Origin of the sequence: Elizabethkingia bruuniana (assembly GCF_002024805.1) — a bacterium.
GTDB lineage: Bacteria > Bacteroidota > Bacteroidia > Flavobacteriales > Weeksellaceae > Elizabethkingia > Elizabethkingia bruuniana.
Window position 1 is genome coordinate 810854 of sequence record NZ_CP014337.1, and the last position, 22641, is coordinate 833494.

The following is a 22641-nucleotide window of genomic DNA, read 5'->3' on the forward strand; positions in this document are numbered from 1 at the left end:
TTTATAAAGTATTCTGTATTACCAATTTAACAAGTATTCTATTGTTTTTTTGAGCTTTTCGGGGTTAGGGAGTATTTCTTTTTCAGAATCTATATTAATAGGAATTGCAGGTACGTTCTGAGCGCCTACCGGAGTGACTGGAGCATCCAGATATCTGAAGCATTCTCTGGAGATCCTGGCACTTAGTGCTTCAGCAAAAGAATTTTGTACTTGTTCTTCAGTTAGTACAATACATTTACCATGTTTTTTTACGGTTTCGTATACATATTCTTCATCCATAGGGACAAGTGTTCGAAGGTCTACAACCTCTACCTGACCTTCAAAACTTTTGGCAGCTTCTTTGGCCCAGTAAATACCCATTCCGTATGTAATGATGCAGATACTTTTTCCTTTACTGATATTATCTTCGGTTGCAGTCAATGTACTCGTGGCTTTCCCGAATGGCAATATATAATCTTCTGCAGGTTCTATGGTTTTAGCATCATCAGTCCCCGGCACTTTAGACCAATATAAACCTTTATGTTCAAGCATAATTACCGGGTTTGGATCATAAAATGCTGCTTTAAACAGTCCTTTGAAATCCGCAGCATTGCTCGGGTATGCTACTTTAATCCCTTTGATATTAGCAAGAATACTTTCTACACTGCCACTGTGATACGGTCCGCCGCCGCCATAGGCCCCAATCGGTACACGGATGATATTATTTACCGGAAATTTTCCTTCGCTTAAATAACAGGATTTAGAAATCTCGGTAATCAACTGATTAATCCCCGGATAGATATAATCAGCAAATTGTACTTCTACAATTGGTTTTAGACCTAATGCACTCATTCCAATCGTAGAGCCAATTATATAGGCCTCCTGTATAGCAGTATTGAAAACCCTTTTAGTACCAAATTTGGCTTCCAGAGTAACAGCTTCCCGAAATACGCCACCAATACGGCCGCCTACATCCTGACCATAAAGTAATGCTTCAGGGTGTTTGCGCATCAGTTCTTCAATAGCATGTATAGAGGCATCTACCATGACTATTTTTTGCCCATTTTCAGGGGATCTTTCTCCTTTCTCTTCTGTAACAGGAGTAGGAGCAAAAATATGTTTTACAGCATCTTCAGGTTTTGGATCTTCTGCAGCCAAAGCTTTTTCAAAATCCTCACGAATCTGTATTTCTGCATTTTTCTCAATTTCTTTTAACTGATCATCACTGATGCCATTTTCCAGAAGATATTTCCATAGTTTTTTACCCGGATCATGGGCTTCATGCTTAGCCAGATCGTCTAAAGGACGGTACATTTCTTTTCTTACTCCGGAAGTATGGTGACCAATCAAAACAGTTTTAGCACAAACTAAAATTGGTTTTCTTTCGGTACGAACATAGTCGAAAGCATTTTTCATAGCCAGATAAGATTCCGGAAACTCTGTTCCGTCGATACGCATTCTCTCGATACCTTTGAAACCAGCAATAAAATCATAAGCATCCTGTGAACGAGCTTCTTCAGCCGTTACAGAAATTCCCCAATTGTTATCTTGTACCAAGAAAATAATAGGCAACTGGTGTAGTGCGGCAAACTGAAAAGCTTCACTTACCTCGCCTTCGGTTACACTATTATCGCCAAAGCTACAAACTACAACTGGCGGGGTAGGATATGATTTCAGGCTAAAGTGTTCTATGTATTGTATGCCTTGCGCAATTCCGGTTGTTGGAATTGCCTGCATACCAGTAGCACTGCTCTGGTGAATCATTTTTGGATAATCATCACTTAGATTGGAAGGGTGGCTGTAATACGAGCGACCGCCAGAGAAAGGATCATCTGCTTTTGCCAGAAGTTGTAACATCAGCTGGTAAGGCGTGTATCCCATTCCCAGAAGCATACTCTCATCCCGGTAATAGGGACTTACCCAATCATGCTTTTGAAGATGATAAGCTGTTGCCAGCTGAATAGCTTCATGTCCGCGGGAAGTACTATGTACATATTTGCAGATTTGTTTTTTTTCATCATACAAATTAGCGATAGCTCTGGCTTTCATCATATCTTCAAAAGCCTGTAGTAGTATTTTTTTATCGAGATGTTTTTTAAAGTCAACTTCCATATCTGACAAATATAGATAAATTTACTTAACGATCGTTAGGTAAAATATTTTTGAAGGTTTAATGTACTTAAATTTTTGTAAATCAATTTGTTAATTTTTGTTTAAGCTGGGTTTTGTGCGTTTTGCAATAAAAAAAGCTTATGTTGAAATTCAATGTTGTACAGAAAATCAATTGAACCTGAAACTTTTTTTACGTTCACTTTTTTCGTAATTTTACTCAAATTTCTGATGGATTATGTTCTTGATTTTTGATACAGAAACAACTGGTTTACCCCGAAATTTTAATGCTCCTTTAACTGACTTCGACAACTGGCCGCGCATGGTTCAGATTGCATGGCAGTTACACGACGAGCATGGAAATCTTATAGAGAATCAGGATTATATTGTAAAGCCCGAGGGCTACGATATTCCGTTTAATGCATACCGCATCCACGGGATATCTACAGAGATGGCGATGCGTGAAGGCCGCGATCTTAAAGAAGTACTTAACGAGTTCAAAGAAGTACTGAAAAAAACAAAGGTAGTAGCAGGGCATAATGTAAGCTTTGACTACAGTATTGTAGGATCCGAATTTCTTAGAAAGGAAGTGGAGGACAGTCTGAAAGACAAGCCTATTGTAGATACGATGGAGTTTGGTACCAACGTATGTCAGCTTCCCGGAGGTAGAGGTGGAAGATTCAAATCTCCTAAACTGGAGGAACTTTCTGAAAAATTATTCGGACACAAATTCGATGAAGCTCACAATGCTGCAGCCGATGTAAATGCTACAGCACAAGCATTCTTCGAAATGATGAGATTGGAAGTTTATCCATTGGATAGAATTTTCTTCGATGATGTACAGATGAAGGCCTTTAAGGATCATAATCCTGCTGTCTTCAAACCTTTCGATATTGTTATCCGAAGACAGGTTGCTGACTCTAAAAAGCGGAAGAAAACTGCTGACTTTGGTGATACTGATGATATTGATATCGGGAATTTCTTCCATTTTTATAGCCACAGTATTTATTCAACTTTACAGGCAACGACTGGTTTAGCTGATATGGTCTCCATAGCCGAAAAGAATAATTTTCCGGCTGTAGGCCTTGTTGACCTGGGCAATATGATGGGTGCCTTTAAGTTTATCGATGAGGTTGAAAAGTATAACGGAAATCTTAAGCAAAAGAAGCAGGATGCCGAAGCTGCTGAAGAAAAGCCAGACAACTATGATGAAATTAACAGTGCAAAGTTCCTTACACCTATTTTGGGGCTAGAGCTTTATATTTCGGAGCGTTATCAGCAGAGACAATTTACTAAAGACGATCCGGACAGAAGAACTCAGGTTGTATTATTGGCTAAAAACTTTGAAGGATATAAAAATCTGGCAAAACTTTCATCTATAGGGTTTAAAGAAGGTTATTATGCAGGGGTTCCAAGGATTAGCCGTGCACTAATATCTCAATATAAAGACAATCTTATTGCACTGACAGGAAGTTTGTCCTGTGAAGTTCCGTCTACTATTCTAGAATTGGGGGAGCAACGTGGTGAGGAAGTTTTCCAGTGGTGGCTGAATGAATTTGGTGATGATTTCTATGTGCAGATACAGAATCACCAGATGGATGAGGAAGACTATGTTAATGAGATTTTATTAAAGTTTGCGGATAAGCATAATGTAAAGATACTGGCACAAAACGAAACTTATTATACCCGTAAATCGGATGCTAAGATCCAGGATATTGTAGCCTGTATTAAAGATGGTGAGAAACTTTCGACACCTGTAGGTAAAGGATTTGGGAAAAGAAAAGGTCTGAACAGTGAACAGTTTTATCTGAAAAATAGTGAAGAAGTTAAGCAGGCTTTTCAGATGTATCCGGATGCTTTCATTGCATATGATGAATTTCTGAATAAGTTTGAATCTTATAAACTAAAAAGAGATGTTCTCTTACCTAAGTTTGATATTCCTGAGGAATTCCAGGATGCTGAAGATCTGAATGACGGTGGTAAAAGAGGAGAAATGAATTTCCTGAGACATCTTACCTACGAAGGCGCCCGAAAAAAATATGAAGAGATCACCGATGATATAAGGGAAAGACTAGACTTCGAACTGGATATTATTGCTAAAACAGGGTATCCGGGATATTTCCTTATTGTACAGGATTTTTGTAATGAAGCTAAAAATATGGGGGTATCGGTTGGACCAGGACGGGGATCTGCAGCAGGATCTGCTGTGGCTTACTGTATCGGAATTACCAATGTAGACCCTATTAAATATGATCTCCTTTTTGAGCGTTTTCTTAACCCGGAAAGGATTTCGATGCCCGATATCGATATCGATTTTGATGATGAAGGACGGGATCGTGTTATTAAATGGGTAATTGATAAATATGGGCAAAATCAGGTAGCACAGATTATTACCTATTCTGTATTGGGGGGGAAATCGGCTATTAAAGATGCAGGAAGGGTACTGGATGTATCTATTCCTGAAACCAATAATATTGCAAAGCTAATTCCGAATACACCGGGGATGAACATTGCGAAAGTGATGAAGTCCGACTTGAAGAAATTCAAGCCGGAAGATCTTCCGTTGGTGGATGAAATAAAAGGAATTCTGAACAATCCGGATGATGGCCGTTTCAATGTATTGGACAGTGCTTACAAAATGGAAGGCTGTATCCGAAATACCGGTATCCACGCCTGTGGGGTAATTATTACGCCGGAAGATATCAGTAATTTGGTTCCGGTGACCATTGCAGCAAAAGATGCGGATATTTTGGTATCTCAGTTTGACAACTCGGTAGCTGAAAGTGCCGGATTGCTGAAAATGGACTTCCTGGGACTTAGGACGCTTACCATCATTAAAGATGCTGTTAAACTAATTAAAAACAGACATGGAATAGAGATTATTCCGGATGATATACCGCTAGACGATGCTAAGACCTACCAGCTCTTTAAAGAAGGTCGTACGATTGGTATTTTCCAGTATGAATCTGCAGGTATGCAGAAATACATGCGTGAGCTAAAGCCCACAGTATTTGCCGATCTTATTGCCATGAATGCATTGTACCGACCGGGACCTATTAAGTATATACCGAACTTTATCAACCGGAAGCATGGTCTGGAAGAAATTATATATGACCTGCCGGAAACACAGGAGTATCTACAGGAAACCTATGGAATTACGGTATATCAGGAGCAGGTAATGCTACTGTCTCAGAAGCTGGCCAACTTTACCAAAGGTGAGGCCGATACGCTGAGAAAAGCAATGGGTAAAAAGCAGAAAGCGGTACTGGATAAGATGTTCCCTAAATTTATTGAAGGCGGGAAGAAAAATAATCTGGACGAAGAGAAACTTCATAAAATCTGGAAAGACTGGGAAGCCTTTGCAGAATATGCATTTAACAAGTCTCACTCCACATGTTATGCTTATATCGCTTATCATACTGCTTATCTGAAAGCTAATTATCCGGCTGAATATATGGCGAGTGTAATGAGTAACAACATTAACAATACCAAGCAGATTACCCTGTTCATGGAGGATTGCCAGGCGATGGGTGTAGACGTTTTGGGGCCATCTGTTAATGAATCTGAATATGAATTTGCAGTAAACGAAAAAGGGCAGATTCGTTTTGGACTTGGTGCTATAAAAGGGATTGGGGAAGGACCATCGGAAGCTATTTGTAAGGAAAGAGAACAGGGTGGTAGATTTACCGATATCTACAGTCTTTTTGAAAGAATTCCTTCATCACAACTAAATAAAAGGGTAGTGGAAAGTTTGGTATTTGCCGGAGCTTTCGACGAATTAGATTCTTATCACCGTGCCCAATATTTCGATGTAGATACTGCGGGAAGAACCAATATTGAACGTTTACTAAAATACAGTAACAGTTTCCAGGATAGTAAAAACTCTGTAGAAAACTCTTTATTTGCTGATTTCGCTGATGAGGTTCAGATTGAAAGACCAAAAATAAATCCGGCTCCGGAATGGCAGAATATGCATAAACTGAACCGGGAAAAAGAAGCCATAGGTTTCTATCTTTCGGCGCATCCGTTGGATGAATTCTATTATCAGTATAAGTTTATTCAGGGAGCACTGAGTAAAAAATCCGTGGTAAACAAAAAGCTGGATGAAGAACTGGAAAAAGCTCCTGAAAATGAAAAAGTAGAAGAACAGGATGATAAGGATGAAGTATCTACAGATATCGATTTCCCTGCTGATATATTGGAGGTAGACGGAGATGAAATTATCGAAGAGGTTATTAAAAAAGTGGACCCCAGAGGGAAGTTTAATTTCCTGAACCTGGATGAGGTAGACCCTTATAGAGATTTTGTGCTTCAAAGAGATTTTTCCAATCTTACACCTGCTGAAATTTCAAAGTTAAAAGAGAAAAAATTCCGGAGTAAAGGAAATGATAATTCCAAAGAATACATGGTTTCCGGTCTTATTACGGAGTATGTGATAAGGGATGGTTACGAAAGCGGAACGAAGATAGCCTTTATTACATTGGAAGATTATACAGGTTCATATTCTTTCAGACTGAATGATAAAGACTACATGCGCTTGAGAGAAAAGCTTGGAGAGCATAGGTTTGTAATTTTTAAGATCAAATTTGCACCTTCTAAAGACTTTGACAGATTATATGTAAATGTTACTGAGGTTATTGACCTGAAAGAAGCTTTCGACCGCTATGCCAATCAGCTCTCTTTGGTAGTACCATTTAATGAAGTAGATCAGGATGATATAGAATTTTTCAGACGTACTTTTGCCCACAATAAAGGGGTGCATAAACTAAGTTTCTATCTGAAAGATCCGGTTGAAAATCATTTTGTAGAACTCAATTCAATGCAGACCTCGGTAGATATAAGTGCTGAAACAATAAAGCTTCTGCACGAGTATAAGAAATATGAGTTATTCTTAAATTAAACAAAAAATCCTCAGTCAATGCTGAGGATTTTTACTTTAAGTTTTTGTTATTTAAAGTTTTATGATTTTATTTTGTAACTTTGAATTGTTTTAGATTATTAAAATGGATATTCAAACCAGAAAATTAAAATTCATCCAGGAGTTCCTGAAAATACAAAGCGAAGAGTTACTTTCTCGCTTAGAAGGAATATTGAAGGATAATAATGATTTTTCACCTTTTACAGTTGAGGAATTTAATTCCAGAATTGATAGGTCTTTAGATGATTCTAAGAATGATAAAGTTATTGCATCTGATGAATTGCTTTCTGAAATTAAGCAATGGCAATAAAGATATTTTGGACTGATTTTGCTAAAAAAGAATTAAAGAAAATTTTTGATTATTACAAAGTCAAAGCAGGTTCTAAAGTTTCAATAAAATTAATTACTAATATTATTGAGAGCACTGAGATTTTAATATTCCAAACGGATATTGGCCAAAAAGAGGAATTACTTTTAGATCGTATTCAAAATTTTAGATATTTAGTTTATAAAAATTATAAGATTATATACTGGCATAATAAAGAGAAAAACAGAATAGAGATAAGTGATGTTTTTGATGCCAGGCAAAATCCGATTAAAATAAAACGTCGAAAATAAATTTTATTTTCGACGTTTTTAATTATTTAGACACAGCTTTTTCAGCTGCCAGTTTTGCCTGAGTTTGCCATTGAATAACGGCTTTTTGTCTTTCCGTATCGAAAGTGTGGTTGTCCTTTAGAGGCTTCTGAAGTTTGCTCTTATGATTCTTTATTCTTGCATCCAGTTCTTCGTTGGTCAGGTATTTTTCATAGACCGGTACAAGGCTTTTCAGCATGCTTTGATAGTTTAGTCCGGATTCCAGTGTCTGATAATATATTGGTGAAAGATTTCTGTTGTCAGCAACTCTCAATTTTGTAATGCTTGCAGAAAGATCTTTTTTAAAATTTGCTTCAGATTCTTCCAAGTGGATTAATGATTCTGCTTTTTTAGCTTTAGCAGTTTGACCAAATGTCAAAAGAGAAGCAAAGCAGGTAATTATAATGGGATATTTCATATAGTTTTATATTATTTAGACGATGGATAGTTCATAATTACTTCTTTCTGAACAGGATATTTTTCATTAATTTTCTTCATGACCTTCTGTCCAAGCTTCATGCCCCATTCCTGTCCTGCCTGCATAGATTCCTTTGTCATATCTGGCATTGTTTTTATTACTTTTTGCCCAGTAGATGTTTTATAGAAAGCAATGATATCATCCAGTTCTTTTTCTGTGTAGTATTTTGAATATATTGGAATAAGAAGCTCTTCGAAGTCATTTGTATTAGCTGTTTCCTTTTTTAATTCGTCCCAGTATTCAGCAGGGACTTGCTTGTAATAGGTTTGATAGGAGTTAATCATATTGTCCATTACCTGATTAGCAACTCCTAATACGTTAGTAAGCTTTAGAAAAGTTTTTATCTTTTCTTTTTTTGCGGGTGAAACTGTCTGTTCCTGAGCAAATGTCAGGCTAGCAGCTAGTATTAAAAGAAGTATTGTAATTTTTTTCATTAGTATTTCTTTAAATCAAAAGTACAATAAAAAAAATCCCGACAGAAAAAAAATATCTGCCGGGATCCTATAAACATAAATTAAACTATTTACTACTATTTAGTGATTGTGCTTTGGTGTAAAGCCATCCTCACTTACTTCCAATGGTTTATAATCTGCAACCATTTCTTTGGCATAATCTACTTTTTCGCCTTTGGTGGAAATTCTAATTAACCAGTCGAAACCAGAATAGATAACCGGAACGAAAATTAGGGTAAGGAATAATGAAGATGTTAAACCACCTATAATTACCCATGCTAATCCGTTGTTAAGCTCTGCTGCTGCTCCTTGTGCCAATGCAATCGGAATCATACCGAAAACCATCGCAATAGTGGTCATAAGGATTGGACGAAGTCTGGCATGGTTAGCCTGAAGCAATGCATTGAATGTGTTTTCTCCGGCTTCTTTTCTATGGTTAGCAAAGTCTACCAGCATAATCGCATTCTTACATACAAGACCAATCAACATGATAACCCCAAGAATGGTAAATACGTTCAGAGAGTTATTAGTTAAAGCCAAGATTGCTAATACCCCGATAAGAGATAACGGAACCGAGAACAATACCACAAACGGATATACAAAGCTGTCGTATAGAGCAACCATTACAAGGTATACTAAGATGATAGCGGCCATAAGGGCAATACCTAGTGTACCGAAACCTTCATTTTGGTTCTCCATATCACCACTCCATACATAGTTAACTCCTGAAGGTCTTTTCAGTTTAGAGAATTGAGCTTCCCACTGCTGTGCAACTGTACCTGTAGGAATACCTACAGTTTGCGCGTTAATCGTTACAGAAGGAGATTTATCTCTTCTTTCCAGGAAGCTAGGTCCTGAACCTTCTGTAATAGTAGCGAACTGATCCAGTTTGATCTTTTCTCCTTTACCATTTACAAAGATGATGCTTTTTACATCGTCTACACTTGATCTGTTCAGCTGATTAAAACGGATGTTGATATCATATTCGTAATCACCTGCACGGAATTTACCATCTGTATTTCCACTAAAAGCGGTCTGCATTGTCAATCCTACATCCTGTATATTTAATCCAAGGGCAGACATTTTATCACGGTCGATGGCGATATTAATTTCCGGGTTACCACCTTCAGACGAAAGTCTAACTTCGGAAGCTCCTTTAATTTTTTTCAGTTGCGCCATTGCCTGATTAGCAAACTCATTGATGCTTTTCAAATCTGGTCCTGTTACTACTAATGCCAGCGGAGCTTGTTCCGCACCCATCAGACCTACAGGAACCGTTTTAATTTTTGCACCTACTAATACCTTAGAAAGTTCATTTTTAACCTTAGCAGCATATACGAATGAGTTATCCGCTCTTTTATCTTTACCAACAAGGATCACATCGATCTCTGATTTGTATGCTGTTGCCTGAGCTCCACCGAAACCATCACTTTGCTGACCAACGGTTGTAATCATTTTTACAACTTCTGATTTTTTAGACAAATAATCTTCAGCTTTCTGTGTCATAAAGTTGGTTTTCTCTACAGAAGCATCTTTAGGAAGCTCTATTTGTACAAGGAATTCACCTTTATCAATCTTAGAAAAGAATTCCCCTCCGATAAATTTCATTAAGCCTAATGACATGAAGAATAATACAATTACAATAACTACTGTAGAAATCTTTGTCCATCTGTTTTTCAGACACCATTTAAGTAAGTCAGATACCCAATGGGTGAAGTTATCCAGTTGCTTTTCGAATCCAAGGATGAATTTTTCGAAAATATTTTTTCCTGTAAGGTGTGTAAGTTTACCAAATCTTGAAGATAGCCATGGTACAATAGTAAAGGAAGCTAACAATGATAGCAACGTTGCAATAACCACGGTTACACAGAACTGGGAGATAATATTAGATACCAAACCAGTACTCATCGCAATTGGTAAGAATACTACCACAATTACTAATGTAATGGAAGTTACTGTCATACCGATTTCTGCAGTTGCATCATAAGAAGCTCTTACTTTGTTTTTTCCCATCTCCATATGTCGATAGATGTTTTCCAATACCACAATCGCATCATCCACAAGGATACCTACAACCAGGGAAAGTCCCAGTAAACTCATTAAGTTCAGCGTATATCCCATTAGTGCCATACCAATAAAGGTTGCAACTAATGATGCCGGAATGGATACCATTACGATAAAGGCATTACGGATACTGTGAAGGAATAATAACATTACTACAGCTACAAGGATAATCGCGATAAACAAGTCATGCGTTACATTGTCTGCAGCAGTAAGGGTAAATGTAGAAGTATCATTTACAACATTAAGTTTTACATTTTGTTGTGCATAATCTTTCTCAATTTTCTCAATCGTTTGTTTTGTCAATTCACTTACTTCAACAGCGTTGGCATCGGACTGTTTCACTACCTGAAGAAGGATCGCCGGCTTTCTGTCAATTCTTGCTACTTTTTCAGCATCTTTCTGAGCATCTTCAACAAAAGCAACATCCGAAAGTCTAATTTGGGCACCGTCTTTAACAGCTATTACAAGATTAGAAAGCTCTTCTACATTTTTGTATTTTCCGGATAATCTGATGATAGTACTGTTCTCACGGGTTTTTACGTTTCCGGTCGGGAAGTCAACATTGGATGTAAGAATCGCCTGTTGTACCTGCGGAATAGATAGTCCGTAACCTTCCAGTTTATTTTTATCCAGATTTACTTTAATTTCTCTTTCCTGTCCACCGATAAGGTTTACTTGTGCAACACCTTTTACCCTTGATAGTACCGGCTGGATTTTTTTATCCAAAAGGTCATAGAAGGCAACACTACTCAGGTTAGAAGTAGCACCGGCCGTGATAATAGGAAGGTCACTCAGGGAGAACTTCTGTAATGAAGGTGCTTTTACGTCTTTCGGAAAGTCAGCAATAATAGCGTTGATCTTTCTCTGAGCGTCATTCAGCGCATAGTCTGTGTCGGCACCGGCATTCAGGGTAATCGTAACGAGTGATAAACTCTCAAATGATTTGGATTCTACTTTCTTTACGTTTTCCAGTGAAGAAACGGCATCTTCAATTTTCTTGGTTACTGTTGTTTCAACCTCGGCAGGCGATGCTCCCGGGTAAATGGTGGAAACACTTACTACGTTGATTTCGAATTTCGGGATTAGCTCATACCCCATAGAGGAGTAACCGAGTATCCCACCCAGGGTTAGTATTGTAAACAATACAATAACCAGGGTTGGTCGTTTTATGGATATTTCTGCTAATTTCACGTCTTTTTAATTTTAGTTGTGGCCACTGCCTGCTTACTTGATAACTGAAATTTTAGTACCGTCGGTAAGGTTAATCTGACCGCTGGTTACAACTCTGTCTCCTTCATTCAGTCCGCTGATAATTTCTATTTTATCTCCAAAGATTCTTCCGCCTACTACTTTTGTAAGTTTTACAGTGTTATCTTTTTGTACAACAAATACTTTGTTGTTGCTAACGCCATCTACAAAAGCATTTTTAGGAAGAGTCATATAAGCATGTTGTGTTCCTGTTTCTTTAGCAGAAAAAACAGCTGTACCATACATACCAGCTCTTAGCTCATTGTTTGGATTGTTGTCTACCGTAATTTCTATAGGGAAGTTAAGAGAAGCATCAGCTAACGGAGCAATAAATGTAATTCTGCCTGAGAACTCTTTATCCGGATAAACGCTTGCTTTTATTTTGATCTGATCTCCGATTCTTAATTTTGCTACTTCACTTTCGTTCACAGTTACCTGTAACTTCAGTTTAGAAACATTTACGATCTCAAAAAGCGGAGTTCCTGTAGATACTACAGCACCTGGTTCAACCGTTTTTTTGTTAATATAACCACTGATTAACGTTCTTACATTGGAATCACCAATCTTAATACCTGCCTGATCTAATGAGTTCTTAGCATTTTTTAGCTGAAGTCTGGACTGATCAAGTTGTTGCTTGGTTACGCCGCCTGTTTTATATGCATTTTCGTAACGCTGATTGTCTACAACGGCGTTCTGATAAGCAGCCTGAGCTGTAGAATGATCAACCTCCAGTGCATCTTTCTTAATCGTTGCTACAGTTTGTCCTGCGTGTACGAAGTCCCCCTCTTTTACTAAAACGCGAATTACTTTTCCGGCAATTTCAGATGAAAGCTGCATATTTTGTAAAGGTGCAAATGTTCCGTTTGAAGAATAATCCGCACTAACATGTTCAAAAGAAGCTGTAACTACATTTACAGGAATTTCAGCATTGCTACTTGCAATAATTGCTGTCTGCTTATTGGTTTCCTTTTGGTTTTTGCTAATGATATAGGCTCCACCACCCAAAAGTCCTGCAGCTATGAGAATATAAAGTAATGTTTTACCAATTTTCATTTTGTTATAATTTAATAGTTTATTATTTTGTTAAGTTTAAGAGTTCACCCTGAGCTTTATAAAGCTGTACTTCGGCAACTTTGTAATCGTAAAGCGAATTGGAATAATTGTTTTTTGCCTGTACTAAAGCATTTTCAGCGTCCAATAATTCCGTTAAAGTTGCCAGCCCATATTGGTAATTGCTACGGGTATTGTCCAGTACTGTTTGTGCAAGCTCCATGTTAGCCGTCTGATTTTTAATAGCATCCAAACTATTTTCTATTTGTGCTTTGGCATTACGATAATCCAGACTCATACTTAGTTTGGTATCTTTCAGGTCCTGTTCAAGTGTTTCTAACTGAATTTTTGCCTGATCCACTTTTGATTTAGTCAGGAATCCGTTGAAAATAGGAATATTAAGTGATAAACCTACTGAAGCATAGTCTGTCCAGTAAACACCCTGGCTTTTTCCGTTCCCAATTGGGAATTTGGCACCAAGTCCTTGCCATGCATAATTTCCTACTAAAGAAAGAGTAGGATAGTAAGCAGCCTGTGTTGCTTTTACATTATACTGAAGCAGTTGCTTTCTTTTTTCCAAAACTCTTACCTCAGTTCTGTTATCTGTGTTGATCTGATCCGTAAGTAACTGCGGATTAATCTGCACATCCTCTTTTACCAATGCAATTGGCTCTTCAATAGGCATACCCATATAGAACTTCAGAGCATTTTCCTGTAGTGTTACCGCATTTTTCAGCTGAGAACGATTGGTCTCCAGATTTGTAAGGTTTACATTGGTACGATCCAGATCCACCTTTTTTGCAAGTCCGTTTTCGAAAAGACTTTTGATAATGTTTCTTGCCTTCAGTGTACTTTCATAGCTGCTTTGTACGGCTTCAAGTTTTTGCTGTTGGGAGAACACTTGGTAGTACGCAGTTGAAACTTTCTCTATAACCTGTTCTTCTGTCAGCTGTTTGTTGATCTGATAGAACTCTTTTGTAGTCTTAGCAGCTTTTAGTCCTATAAATACTTGTTAGTTGAAAAGAGCTTGTTGAAGGTTTACTCCGATACTTGAATTCCATTTTTGTCCGAATGGAACCATAACAATTTCTCCTGGTCGCTGGAAAAACTCTCCTGGCAATGCACTTTGTTGTAATATAGGATTGTAGTTCAACGCTCCGGTTCCTGTAAGAGTAGGTAGTGCCCCGGCTTTGGCTTCTGCAATCTGATATTCCGCATTACGGACATTTAACTGTGCTTTTATGGCATCTGCCTTATTTTGTAATGCGTACTGTATTGCATTTTTTAGACTTACTGTTTGCTGTGCATTGGCCTGAAAAGCGCCCAGCATAAGTAAGAATGCAGCAATACGTACATTATTTTTTCTGTTCATATTTTAGTTTATTATCTTAATTAATAAATATTGTATCCAGTATCACCTGTTTTCTTTCCTTAAGGATCTGCTCGAAATCGCTGTCACTTAGTTTGAAGGATTCCTGTAGCAGAGGTCTCATACAGGTAGGGAATGATACAAGAGAAGCAATATTCAGCATGAACTGAATAGTTGATATTGGTTTTATAGTACCTTTTTCTATTTCTGTTTTTAGCTCTTTCTCCAGAACTTTGGTTATGGATTCTACGTGCTCTTCATCTTTCATGTGTGCACATTTATCAGATGATAGCTGCGTTACAATATAAATTTCCAAAAAAGGATATTTCAGGGCAGATGCCAGTTCATCATCCAGCCAACGGCTTAATTTATCCTTGAAAGGAAGTTCTGAAAGCAAAATTGCATTGTGGTTTTGATGCATTTGCTCTGTAGCTTCTTCGAATACAACCTTGAAAAGATTGTCCCGTGATCTAAAATAATAATTGATAGAAGTTCTGTTAACCCCCGCAGCATCCGCAATTTCCTAAGTTGTGGCTTTGAAATGGCCTTCCCCGAAAAACAGCTGCATGGCAGTTTTCTTGATTAATTCTTCTGTGTCTTCTTTTTTTGATTCAGTTGACATTATAGTTTGACATTTTCGTCGACAAATGTACTTCGAATTTTTTGTTTAACAAAATTGTCAAATCTTTTTTTTTATAAAATTTGTGTTAATTTTTTGTGAATAATGTCATAAAAAAGCTCCTTATGGGGTATAAGGAGCTTTTTTAAATGCTATTTTACAAGTAAAAGGAATCTTGTCAAAAAGACGCTATTTTTTCTGGTAATTGTATTCATGGGAAGCGATAATTCCTTTTGCCTTATTTTCTGACTCTCTGGCTCTTAGTTCTACACGTCTGATTTTTCCGCTGATGGTTTTTGGCAGTTCCTGAACAAATTCGATAATACGAGGGATTTTATAGGGCGCAAGATGTTCTTTCGAGAAACTGAATAGCTGTTCGGCCAATTCTTCTGAGGCCTGAATACCGGCTTGTAATATAATGAAAGCTTTAACTTCAAAACCTTTTACAGGGTGGGGAGAACCAACAACTGCACTTTCCAGCACAGCCGCATGTTCTATAAGAATACTTTCAACCTCAAATGGCCCAATTCGGTAGTCGGAAGCTTTAATTACATCATCGTCTCTGCCTATAAACCAGATATAACCGTCCTCATCCTTATAAGCCTTATCTCCTGTATAATAAAGTCCATGTTTAAATACCTGTTCTTCTTTGTCTTTAGCATATAGATAACCTTTGAAAACGCCATTCATATCGCCTTTATCCATTTTTATACAAATATTGCCTTCTTCATTCAACGGTTGCTCTTTTCCGTTTTCGTCTGCAATAACCACATTATACATAAAAGTAGGTTTTCCCATTGACCCGAACTTTATAATATTTCCGGGAAGATTGCCTGCAATACAACTGGTCTCGGTTTGGCCGAAACCGTCTCTGATTACAATTCCGGTACCGGATTTCCATTGTTCAATAATCTCCGGATTCAGAGGTTCACCTGCGGCTACGCACTGGCGAAGGCTGAAGTTATAGGATTCTAAATCTTCATTGATTAATAAACGGAGAACAGTTGGAGGAGCACAGAGTGTAGTAATTCTATGTTTTTGTATTTGCTCCAATGTTTTGGCTGCATTAAAACGCTCATTGGTATGAAAGGCAAAAATTGTAGAGCCTATATTCCATGGTGCAAAAAAGCTGCTCCATGAAAATTTTGCCCATCCGGGCTGTGAAATATTGTAATGAATATCACTTTCTTTTAATCCAATCCATGATGCCGTGGTAAGATGCCCGAATGGTTGACTGAGTTGTGAATGGCATACAATTTTGGGTAACCCTGTAGTCCCGGAAGTAAAGAACATGAATAACGTATCATCCGGAGCTGTATTTGCAGCCTCGGCTTCAGTACTCTCCCGAGCAATATCATCCAGGGAGTACCAACCTTCACGATTACCGTCAACCAGAATTTTGACTTTTATACGTTTACCAATTAATTTCTCGGCTTCATCGGTTTTGTATGCATTATCCTGATTAGCGAAAACCACCACCGGTAATGTTTTTTCAAAACGATAAGCAATATCCTTTGATCCAAGTATACCAGCTGCGGGAATCAGCTGCATACCTCCTTTAATTACAGCAAGAATGGTTGTCCAGTTTACAGGTTCCAGCATCATTTGTGTCAGGACAATATCATGCTGCTGAACACCTTTGTTACGTAAAAAGTTTAATATCTGATTGCATTCATTGCTCAGTGTCCGGAAGCTGTATTCTTTTGTATCAATTCCATCTGTCCACAGTAAAGCTGTCTTTTCCGGTCTTTCCTGTAAATGGACACCTTCAAAAATTTCTTTTACCCAGTTAAAGGTTTCTGGTTTATTGTATTTTATTTCACTTAGTGCAGCGAAATCTTCTTCTTCAATAAGTTTTTTAACTTTTAAAAAGATCTCCTTCATATTGTTAATTGGTTTGGTTTTTCAATGTTTTAATTTAAGAATTTAAAATAAATTCCCATGCTATATAGTTGGATAATGTTTGTTATAGAATTAGAGCCTGTTTAAATTTTATGGTTAATACTCTTCGATAATTTAGTTCGTCAAGCTCACTATAAACTGGCTCATTAGAGGTTTAGCTCAGAGTGACATTGCTTGTTCAAAGTCTCTTTCTTTAGAGATGTCAGACTGAGCCTGTCGAAGTCTAGTACTGGTTCTTAGATGAATCTGAGTATAAATGGCAGGTGATAGTGTATATACAAGATTTTGTTTTATATTTATCAACTTATATCAAAATTTTGTGAAATAGTTATTTGACTTTTAAATAGGTTAAATATGAATGAAGCAGAGTTTTATTGTATTAAACAACACCAAATTAAATTTATATTCAAAATGAAAACTATTAAAACAAAAGTAATTCCACTGGCAATTGTCGTATTTGTCCTTCTCGTTGTATTTTATAACAACAAAAGTGTAAAACTATCCAAAGAAATAGAAAACAGTTATACATATGACGGACAAGTGATAGAGCTGGAGGGGAAGTTTAAAGCACCATTTTTAACAAGAACAGGAAATACTATTTCCATGGAGTTTGAAGTTTATAATGACTTCTTTATAATCCAGACAAAAAATAAAGTTATCACCGGAATACATATGAATTACGGAGAGGGAAAGAATACCGTATTGATTAATGCCGGCAGTGATAATAAATTTGAACAATCTGATGTAGTTATCTTTGATAAAGACGGGAATAAATTAAAAACCTCTGACAAAGTAAAGATTACAGGGCGTATTGTTTATCCTCATAAAGGCGTGAAAAAAGAATCTTTGGTAAAGGACTATAAAACAGGTAAAGAAACGATGAAAGATGAAGGACAGGATTACAGTTATGAAATTACTGATGTAACTGTTCAGAAATATTAGACTAAAGAATATATTATGAGCGTTAATTATTTGATATTAATATTTACCGGGCTTTATTTAGCAGGAACATTTTTTTATTACAAATACGCAGTAAAGAAAGGAATAGAGTTCAGGTATAAACCTATTACTTTATTAGTTGTAGCTATTTTTTTTTTAGTAGCCTTGTATGGTATAATTGTTGGAAAACAGTTTATTTAGATGTTTTTAAATATAAGATGAAATAGTGATATTTCTAAAAAAGAGCATAATCTATATGCTATAAAAATAAAAAATGAGACAACTCTTTGTAGTTATCTCATTTTTTATTTCAAAAAAAGAGTGTTTATCTTTTTAGTTTTTTGATCATAAAGGCAAATAAAATCTGTACAACGCCTACAAGAATGAATGCCAGAGCTGTATAGATAATGATACTTAAACCGCCAAATGCAGGGTTAACAATCATTATTATGGCGAAGACAACGCCTATTATTCCGAAGATCAGCGGGCTTGCCCATGATTTGGACTGAAGTTCTCTGAGGTTAAGAGCAAAGCCTATACTCATAAAAGAACGGAAGAGAATAATAAAACCTACATATAATGCTAGTACAGTAGCAGACAGTAGGGGAGATGAAATCATAATGATACCGAACAATAAGTCGATAAGTCCACCGGCAAGAGACCAGCCCCAGTTGCGGAGATGGGTATTGCTTAATGCATGAATAATTTCGAACAGTCCGCTAATCAGAAAAGTTACAGCGAAAAATATTGAAAGTGTAAGATAAGATTCCATTGGAGTTTTGAAAATCCAGATTCCTACAACGATAAAGAGGATACCTGTGATAAGAGGAAGAAACCAAAGTCTACCGGGGTTGTTGTAATTGTCCATAGTCATATAAATTTAATTTAAATTATTTGTTTGTGCCTTTGAAGCCTTAATTTAGGAATAATAAATAAAAAATCCTCAAATATTTGAGGATTTTTTATTTATTCTGAATCGAAAAGCGCCTAGTAAGCAGCTGTAAATCTTTCTTTAATATGCTTAGGATTTTCTGCTTCGTCTACCAAGGCTACAGCTGTATCTGCTACAGACAGGTAAGAGTTTCCATCGGCATCGAATACCGGAGTATCCAGACCTGTTCTGTATTTTCCGGTTCTTTCTCCCGGGTTCCCTGGATTCATAGCCAATGCAGGGCTGAAGAATGTCCAGTCCAGATTTTGTTCGTTACGGATGATATCCAGATAGTCGCTGGCTGCTTTTGCTCCGGGTTTGTATGCCTCCGGGAAGTCTGGCCCGTCAACTACTTTCTTACCATCTATTAATAAGCTACCAGCTCCACCTACAATAATTAATCTTTTAACACCAGCGTCTTTTACTGCCTGTTGAATGCTTTCAGATCCTGCTAAAAAATCATTGTAAAGATTTGGGTTTGTCCATCCTGCGTTGTACGAAGAGATTACAACATCATTACCTTTTAGTGCTTCTGCTAATTGTGCTGTATTAGTAACATCTGTGGCAACAGATTTTACATTTTCAGAAAGCTGGTTTTCATTTGTGTTTCTGGAAATCGCTGTTACTTCGTGATTTCTGTTTGCTAACTCGCTTACGATATGTGAACCAACAAATCCTGTGGCTCCGATTACTGCTACTTTCATCATGTTTTTATTTAAATTGTTTACTGTAATTTTCTAATGTGTATTGTCCTAAAACTTCTTCAGTTTTTTTGTTTATTTCCTCGTAGAGATCTGTCAGGTGTTCGTTGATTTGCCTTCCTACGGGACAAGCCGGATTTGGAGAGTTTAGTTTACCTTTCTGATCCTCGCTTACACTGCGGTATATTGCAGCAAGTGTAATTTTCTCTGCGTCCGTTGCTAGTTTAGCACCACCGCCTTTGCCTTCTTTACTCTGTATATAACCTAAGGCTTTCAGGTTTTTTATTTCTTTTCTTACAACAACAGGGTTTACATTTATGCTTCCTGCTATATATTCTGAACTCATCCATACTTCAGGATTTTTTTCCAGAAGGATAAGGATATGAATAGCTGTTGCAAATCTTAAATTGTTAAGCATTTTTATTATAATGATGAGACAAAGGTAATAAAATATTTTAAACTGTAATATTTTTTGTTACAGAATATTTTTATACATTTGAAAAAAAAATAAAATGAGTACAAAAAGTTTAATTATTGGAGTGGCAGCAATGGGAGTAGTAGCCCTTACAAGCTGTAGTAAAAAGGAAACTGCTGCTACTAAAGAAGTGGTAACAAGCGAATCTAAAGATCAGGCCGCGGCAAATAAGCAACTGGTTCTAGATTTTTATCAAAAGATGTTCGGAGATAAAGATTTGTCAGCAGTAGATCAGTATATAGCACCTGAATATATACAACATAATCCAACGGTAGCAGACGGAGCAAAAGCATTTAAAGAAGCTGCTGCAAAATGGTTTGAAGGAGCTCCTAAAACGAAAATAGATGTACAGCATATTGCTGCAGAAGGAGATTTGGTTTTTATACACCTAAAAAATAAAAATGAGGACGGAAGCCTGAAATCGACTATTGATATTTTCAGAATGAAAGATGGTAAAATTGTTGAACATTGGGATGCTCAGGAAGATGTTCCAAAAAAAGCTGCAAATGCACATCCAATGTTTTAGTAGATAAATATTTGTAATATCTGGTAGAAAATAAAGGAGCTGAATCTTTAAGATTCGGCTCCTTCTTTGTTAATTATAGTTTACGATATCAGTTTAGATGTTCAGAGGCATTTGTTTTTCTGAGGAAAATAATACTATCGAAGTAATTACTCAAATTACTGATTTTAGAAGTATATATATTTTTCTCAAACTTTACAGGATCCAGATAAAAGTACCCCCATAAAGCCAAAGAGAAATTTCCTTTCAGACCTCCATTGTTACCTCTAAGGTTCAGGTAAAAATTTTCATTTTTAAATTCTGAAAAATAATTTTGCCAGCTGTCTTTTAATGGGGCAGGGAGTGGATATGCCTGATATTTGTTGTCATTGGTGTCTGTATTATCCAAAGTTGCACTATAAGTACCAGATGCTGTTAATGTTGCCAACGAATAATATTTTTCACCAAACTGCTTTTTGAGATAGCCACCCATCCCTAAATCATCAGAAAAAGGGAAAGTGAAAGCTATGTGACCATTATGAGCAATAACTATAACTTTCTTATTATCATAAAGCTGATGGGTTTTAGTAACCATTTCCGCCATCATCTGATCTCTTGAAATATTATAATTTTGTTTGCTGGCCTCATACATCACAGTAAAACCTAACTTGATATTTTGTAATGCCAATTTTGCTTCAGTGGAGAGGCTAATATTATCTTTCTTTACAGCTTCTTCAATATTCTGGGCTAATTTGTAGGCCTGTGTTCCATTTTTTATAACTGCCGGCATATCAACTCGGAAGTTTTTATCATTTCTGTTACTCCACATCTCGTCCTGATATTTTGCTTTATTCAGTAAATCATTTGTTAATGCTTTTAACGTGCCGTTATTCTTAAACTCATTTTCGAGAATCTTAACAGAATTGGATACGAAATTGAAATCGGCTCCGGAAAGTAAAATCTGATTTTTATTCTTCTTATTGTAGTCTCTTACCCATAATAGGAATTCTTCAATTTCTTTAGTCTGCCATATAGAAAGGAGATATTGTTTCATGGCTGTTTTAAGATCCGCATCAGAGTTAACAGCTTTATTGAGATAGAACATATCTCCATATGGAGATTCGAAGCATATGATACTAAAATGTTGTTTGGTGATCAGATTTTTAGAGATTGCAGCTCTTATTTCATTGAATTCTTTGGTTCCGTGTGTTCCTTCTCCAAGACCTATAATGGTGTTATTCCCGATTTCTTTTGCTATTGGTGCTGCTATTTTCAGATAATCTTTAGCTAAATTGAGTTCTGTTGTTTTTATAGCATTATCCTGCGCTTCTATATAGATGAGTCCGGTTATAAGTGATAGTGCTAAAAATATCTTTTTCATGTTGTTTTATAATAGTGTTGGGCAAAAATAAAATGTGCCAGACTATTATAATTGTACAAATGGAAACTATTCTTCAAACAGCCAGATATTTTCTTTAGAGATGTCTACATTATTGAAAAAAGAACCAGGATTTACTTTGGTGAGTTCTTTGAAATTCCGGATAAAATGGGACTGATCATAAAAATCAGCATCCAGGGATAATTCGATAAGGTTGGTATTCTTATTCTTCTGGCTAATTGAATTTCTAAACTTATTAACTTTCCGAAATTCAGAAGGAGATTTTCCTATATATTTCCGGAACATTTTGTTAAAATATTGTCTTGAAATCTGATTTTTATCTGCGATTTCTTCTATACTTATTGTGGAATTGATGTCTGAAAGCCAACTTTCAACAGCCGTAAGATCTTTTTGAATAAGCTTTGAAATCCAATACTTTTCCAGAAGCTCCAACTGGATATTTCTTTCCCTGGTGAGCAGTATTTTCGTCATTTCAGCTTCATAATCACCAAAAGGATTGAAGTAGCTAAAATCATTTTCAAATAGAGAAGACATGTCATCTATAAAATGATTGAGACCAGCAGGTTTAAAGTAGATTGTAATTTCGTCCACTATCGCATCGACTTTAATTTCTATTGGCGTAATATATTTTTTTACAAGAGTAGAAGTAAACTTGTTCTCGGCAGAAGAAACTGTGATTTTACCCTTTTCCAGTTTTACATCCGAATTCAGATAAGCAGAGACAATGTTGTAATTATTTGGAAAGGTTTGATAGCTAAAAGAATTTTCAATCTCCTGTTTGGAAATAAAGTAAAACCCTTCAATATACTTGTTCAGGATATTATTGTCTGGTTTATAAAATTCTGTTTCGATCTTCATTTAACGGCTACT

General features: G+C 36.6%; 17 protein-coding genes and 2 pseudogenes. 5 read left to right on the plus strand and 14 right to left on the minus strand.

Going from position 1 to position 22641, the window contains the following annotated elements:
- Positions 1 to 18 precede the first annotated feature (18 nt).
- On the minus strand, positions 19 to 2091 hold the full coding sequence (locus AYC65_RS03920; RefSeq protein WP_034866363.1) for an alpha-ketoacid dehydrogenase subunit alpha/beta: 2073 nt from the start codon (positions 2089 to 2091) through the stop codon (positions 19 to 21).
- A gap of 235 nt (positions 2092 to 2326) precedes the next feature.
- Between AYC65_RS03920 and dnaE the strand changes: the two genes are divergently transcribed.
- The 3 genes from dnaE to AYC65_RS03935 all read left to right on the plus strand — a co-directional run bounded on the left by dnaE (position 2327) and on the right by AYC65_RS03935 (position 7624).
- Positions 2327 to 6988 (plus strand): DNA polymerase III subunit alpha, encoded by a 4662-nt coding sequence (gene dnaE, locus AYC65_RS03925; RefSeq protein ID WP_034866361.1) that lies wholly within the window; start codon positions 2327 to 2329, stop codon positions 6986 to 6988.
- Positions 6989 to 7091: 103 nt separating this feature from the next.
- Positions 7092 to 7316 carry a hypothetical protein gene (locus AYC65_RS03930; RefSeq protein ID WP_034866359.1) on the plus strand — a complete coding sequence of 75 codons (225 nt, stop codon included), beginning with the start codon at positions 7092 to 7094 and terminating at the stop codon, positions 7314 to 7316.
- Positions 7307 to 7624, plus strand: a complete 318-nt coding sequence (locus AYC65_RS03935; RefSeq protein ID WP_034866356.1) for a type II toxin-antitoxin system RelE/ParE family toxin — start codon at positions 7307 to 7309, stop codon at positions 7622 to 7624. Before AYC65_RS03930 ends, AYC65_RS03935 begins: the two co-directional genes overlap by 10 nt.
- A gap of 22 nt (positions 7625 to 7646) precedes the next feature.
- On the opposite strand, the gene AYC65_RS03940 is transcribed toward AYC65_RS03935, so the two are convergent.
- The 8 genes and pseudogenes from AYC65_RS03940 to AYC65_RS03970 all read right to left on the minus strand — a co-directional run bounded on the left by AYC65_RS03940 (position 7647) and on the right by AYC65_RS03970 (position 16806).
- Positions 7647 to 8060 carry a hypothetical protein gene (locus tag AYC65_RS03940; protein WP_034866354.1) on the minus strand — a complete coding sequence of 138 codons (414 nt, stop codon included), beginning with the start codon at positions 8058 to 8060 and terminating at the stop codon, positions 7647 to 7649.
- An 11-nt stretch (positions 8061 to 8071) separates the two neighbouring features.
- On the minus strand, positions 8072 to 8554 hold the full coding sequence (locus AYC65_RS03945) for a DUF2059 domain-containing protein (RefSeq protein WP_034866352.1): 483 nt from the start codon (positions 8552 to 8554) through the stop codon (positions 8072 to 8074).
- Positions 8555 to 8653: 99 nt separating this feature from the next.
- Complete coding sequence (locus tag AYC65_RS03950) at positions 8654 to 11827, minus strand: efflux RND transporter permease subunit (protein WP_034866349.1); 3174 nt, start codon at positions 11825 to 11827, stop codon at positions 8654 to 8656.
- 33 nt (positions 11828 to 11860) lie between these two features.
- Positions 11861 to 12937, minus strand: coding sequence for an efflux RND transporter periplasmic adaptor subunit (locus AYC65_RS03955; RefSeq protein ID WP_078674655.1), 1077 nt, complete (start codon positions 12935 to 12937; stop codon positions 11861 to 11863).
- 22 nt (positions 12938 to 12959) lie between these two features.
- Positions 12960 to 14306 (minus strand): annotated as a pseudogene (locus AYC65_RS03960) (TolC family protein).
- 16 nt (positions 14307 to 14322) lie between these two features.
- A complete protein-coding gene (locus tag AYC65_RS03965) occupies positions 14323 to 14724 on the minus strand; it encodes a hypothetical protein (RefSeq protein WP_236887503.1) in 402 nt (133 codons plus the stop codon).
- Between the two features lie 36 nt (positions 14725 to 14760).
- Positions 14761 to 14823, minus strand: a pseudogene (locus tag AYC65_RS21245) (TetR/AcrR family transcriptional regulator); the annotation flags it as partial.
- 288 nt (positions 14824 to 15111) lie between these two features.
- A complete protein-coding gene (locus AYC65_RS03970) occupies positions 15112 to 16806 on the minus strand; it encodes an acyl-CoA synthetase (protein ID WP_034866343.1) in 1695 nt (564 codons plus the stop codon).
- Between the two features lie 429 nt (positions 16807 to 17235).
- Here AYC65_RS03970 and AYC65_RS03975 point away from each other — a divergent pair, with 429 nt between their 5' ends.
- A complete protein-coding gene (locus AYC65_RS03975; RefSeq protein WP_059333835.1) occupies positions 17236 to 17766 on the plus strand; it encodes a hypothetical protein in 531 nt (176 codons plus the stop codon).
- Between the two features lie 322 nt (positions 17767 to 18088).
- Here AYC65_RS03975 and AYC65_RS03985 read toward each other — a convergent pair whose 3' ends face one another.
- From AYC65_RS03985 to AYC65_RS03995, 3 genes are all read right to left on the minus strand, one after another.
- Entirely contained in the window at positions 18089 to 18631 is a 543-nt protein-coding gene (locus AYC65_RS03985; RefSeq protein WP_234300241.1) for an HdeD family acid-resistance protein, read from the minus strand.
- Between the two features lie 119 nt (positions 18632 to 18750).
- Positions 18751 to 19398: an NAD(P)-dependent oxidoreductase gene (locus AYC65_RS03990; protein WP_200289580.1), complete on the minus strand. Its 648-nt coding sequence runs from the start codon at positions 19396 to 19398 to the stop codon at positions 18751 to 18753.
- Positions 19399 to 19405: 7 nt separating this feature from the next.
- The gene (locus AYC65_RS03995) at positions 19406 to 19813 is read right to left on the minus strand and encodes an Rrf2 family transcriptional regulator (protein ID WP_059333795.1); all 408 of its coding nucleotides are present in this window, start codon (positions 19811 to 19813) and stop codon (positions 19406 to 19408) included.
- 94 nt (positions 19814 to 19907) lie between these two features.
- On the opposite strand from AYC65_RS03995, the gene AYC65_RS04000 reads away from it, so the two are divergent.
- Complete coding sequence (locus tag AYC65_RS04000) at positions 19908 to 20396, plus strand: nuclear transport factor 2 family protein (protein ID WP_034868195.1); 489 nt, start codon at positions 19908 to 19910, stop codon at positions 20394 to 20396.
- 88 nt (positions 20397 to 20484) lie between these two features.
- Here AYC65_RS04000 and AYC65_RS04005 read toward each other — a convergent pair whose 3' ends face one another.
- Positions 20485 to 21753, minus strand: a complete 1269-nt coding sequence (locus AYC65_RS04005) for an erythromycin esterase family protein (RefSeq protein ID WP_034868189.1) — start codon at positions 21751 to 21753, stop codon at positions 20485 to 20487.
- 66 nt (positions 21754 to 21819) lie between these two features.
- Positions 21820 to 22629 carry a helix-turn-helix domain-containing protein gene (locus AYC65_RS04010; protein ID WP_034868188.1) on the minus strand — a complete coding sequence of 270 codons (810 nt, stop codon included), beginning with the start codon at positions 22627 to 22629 and terminating at the stop codon, positions 21820 to 21822.
- Positions 22630 to 22641: the final 12 nt, after the last annotated feature.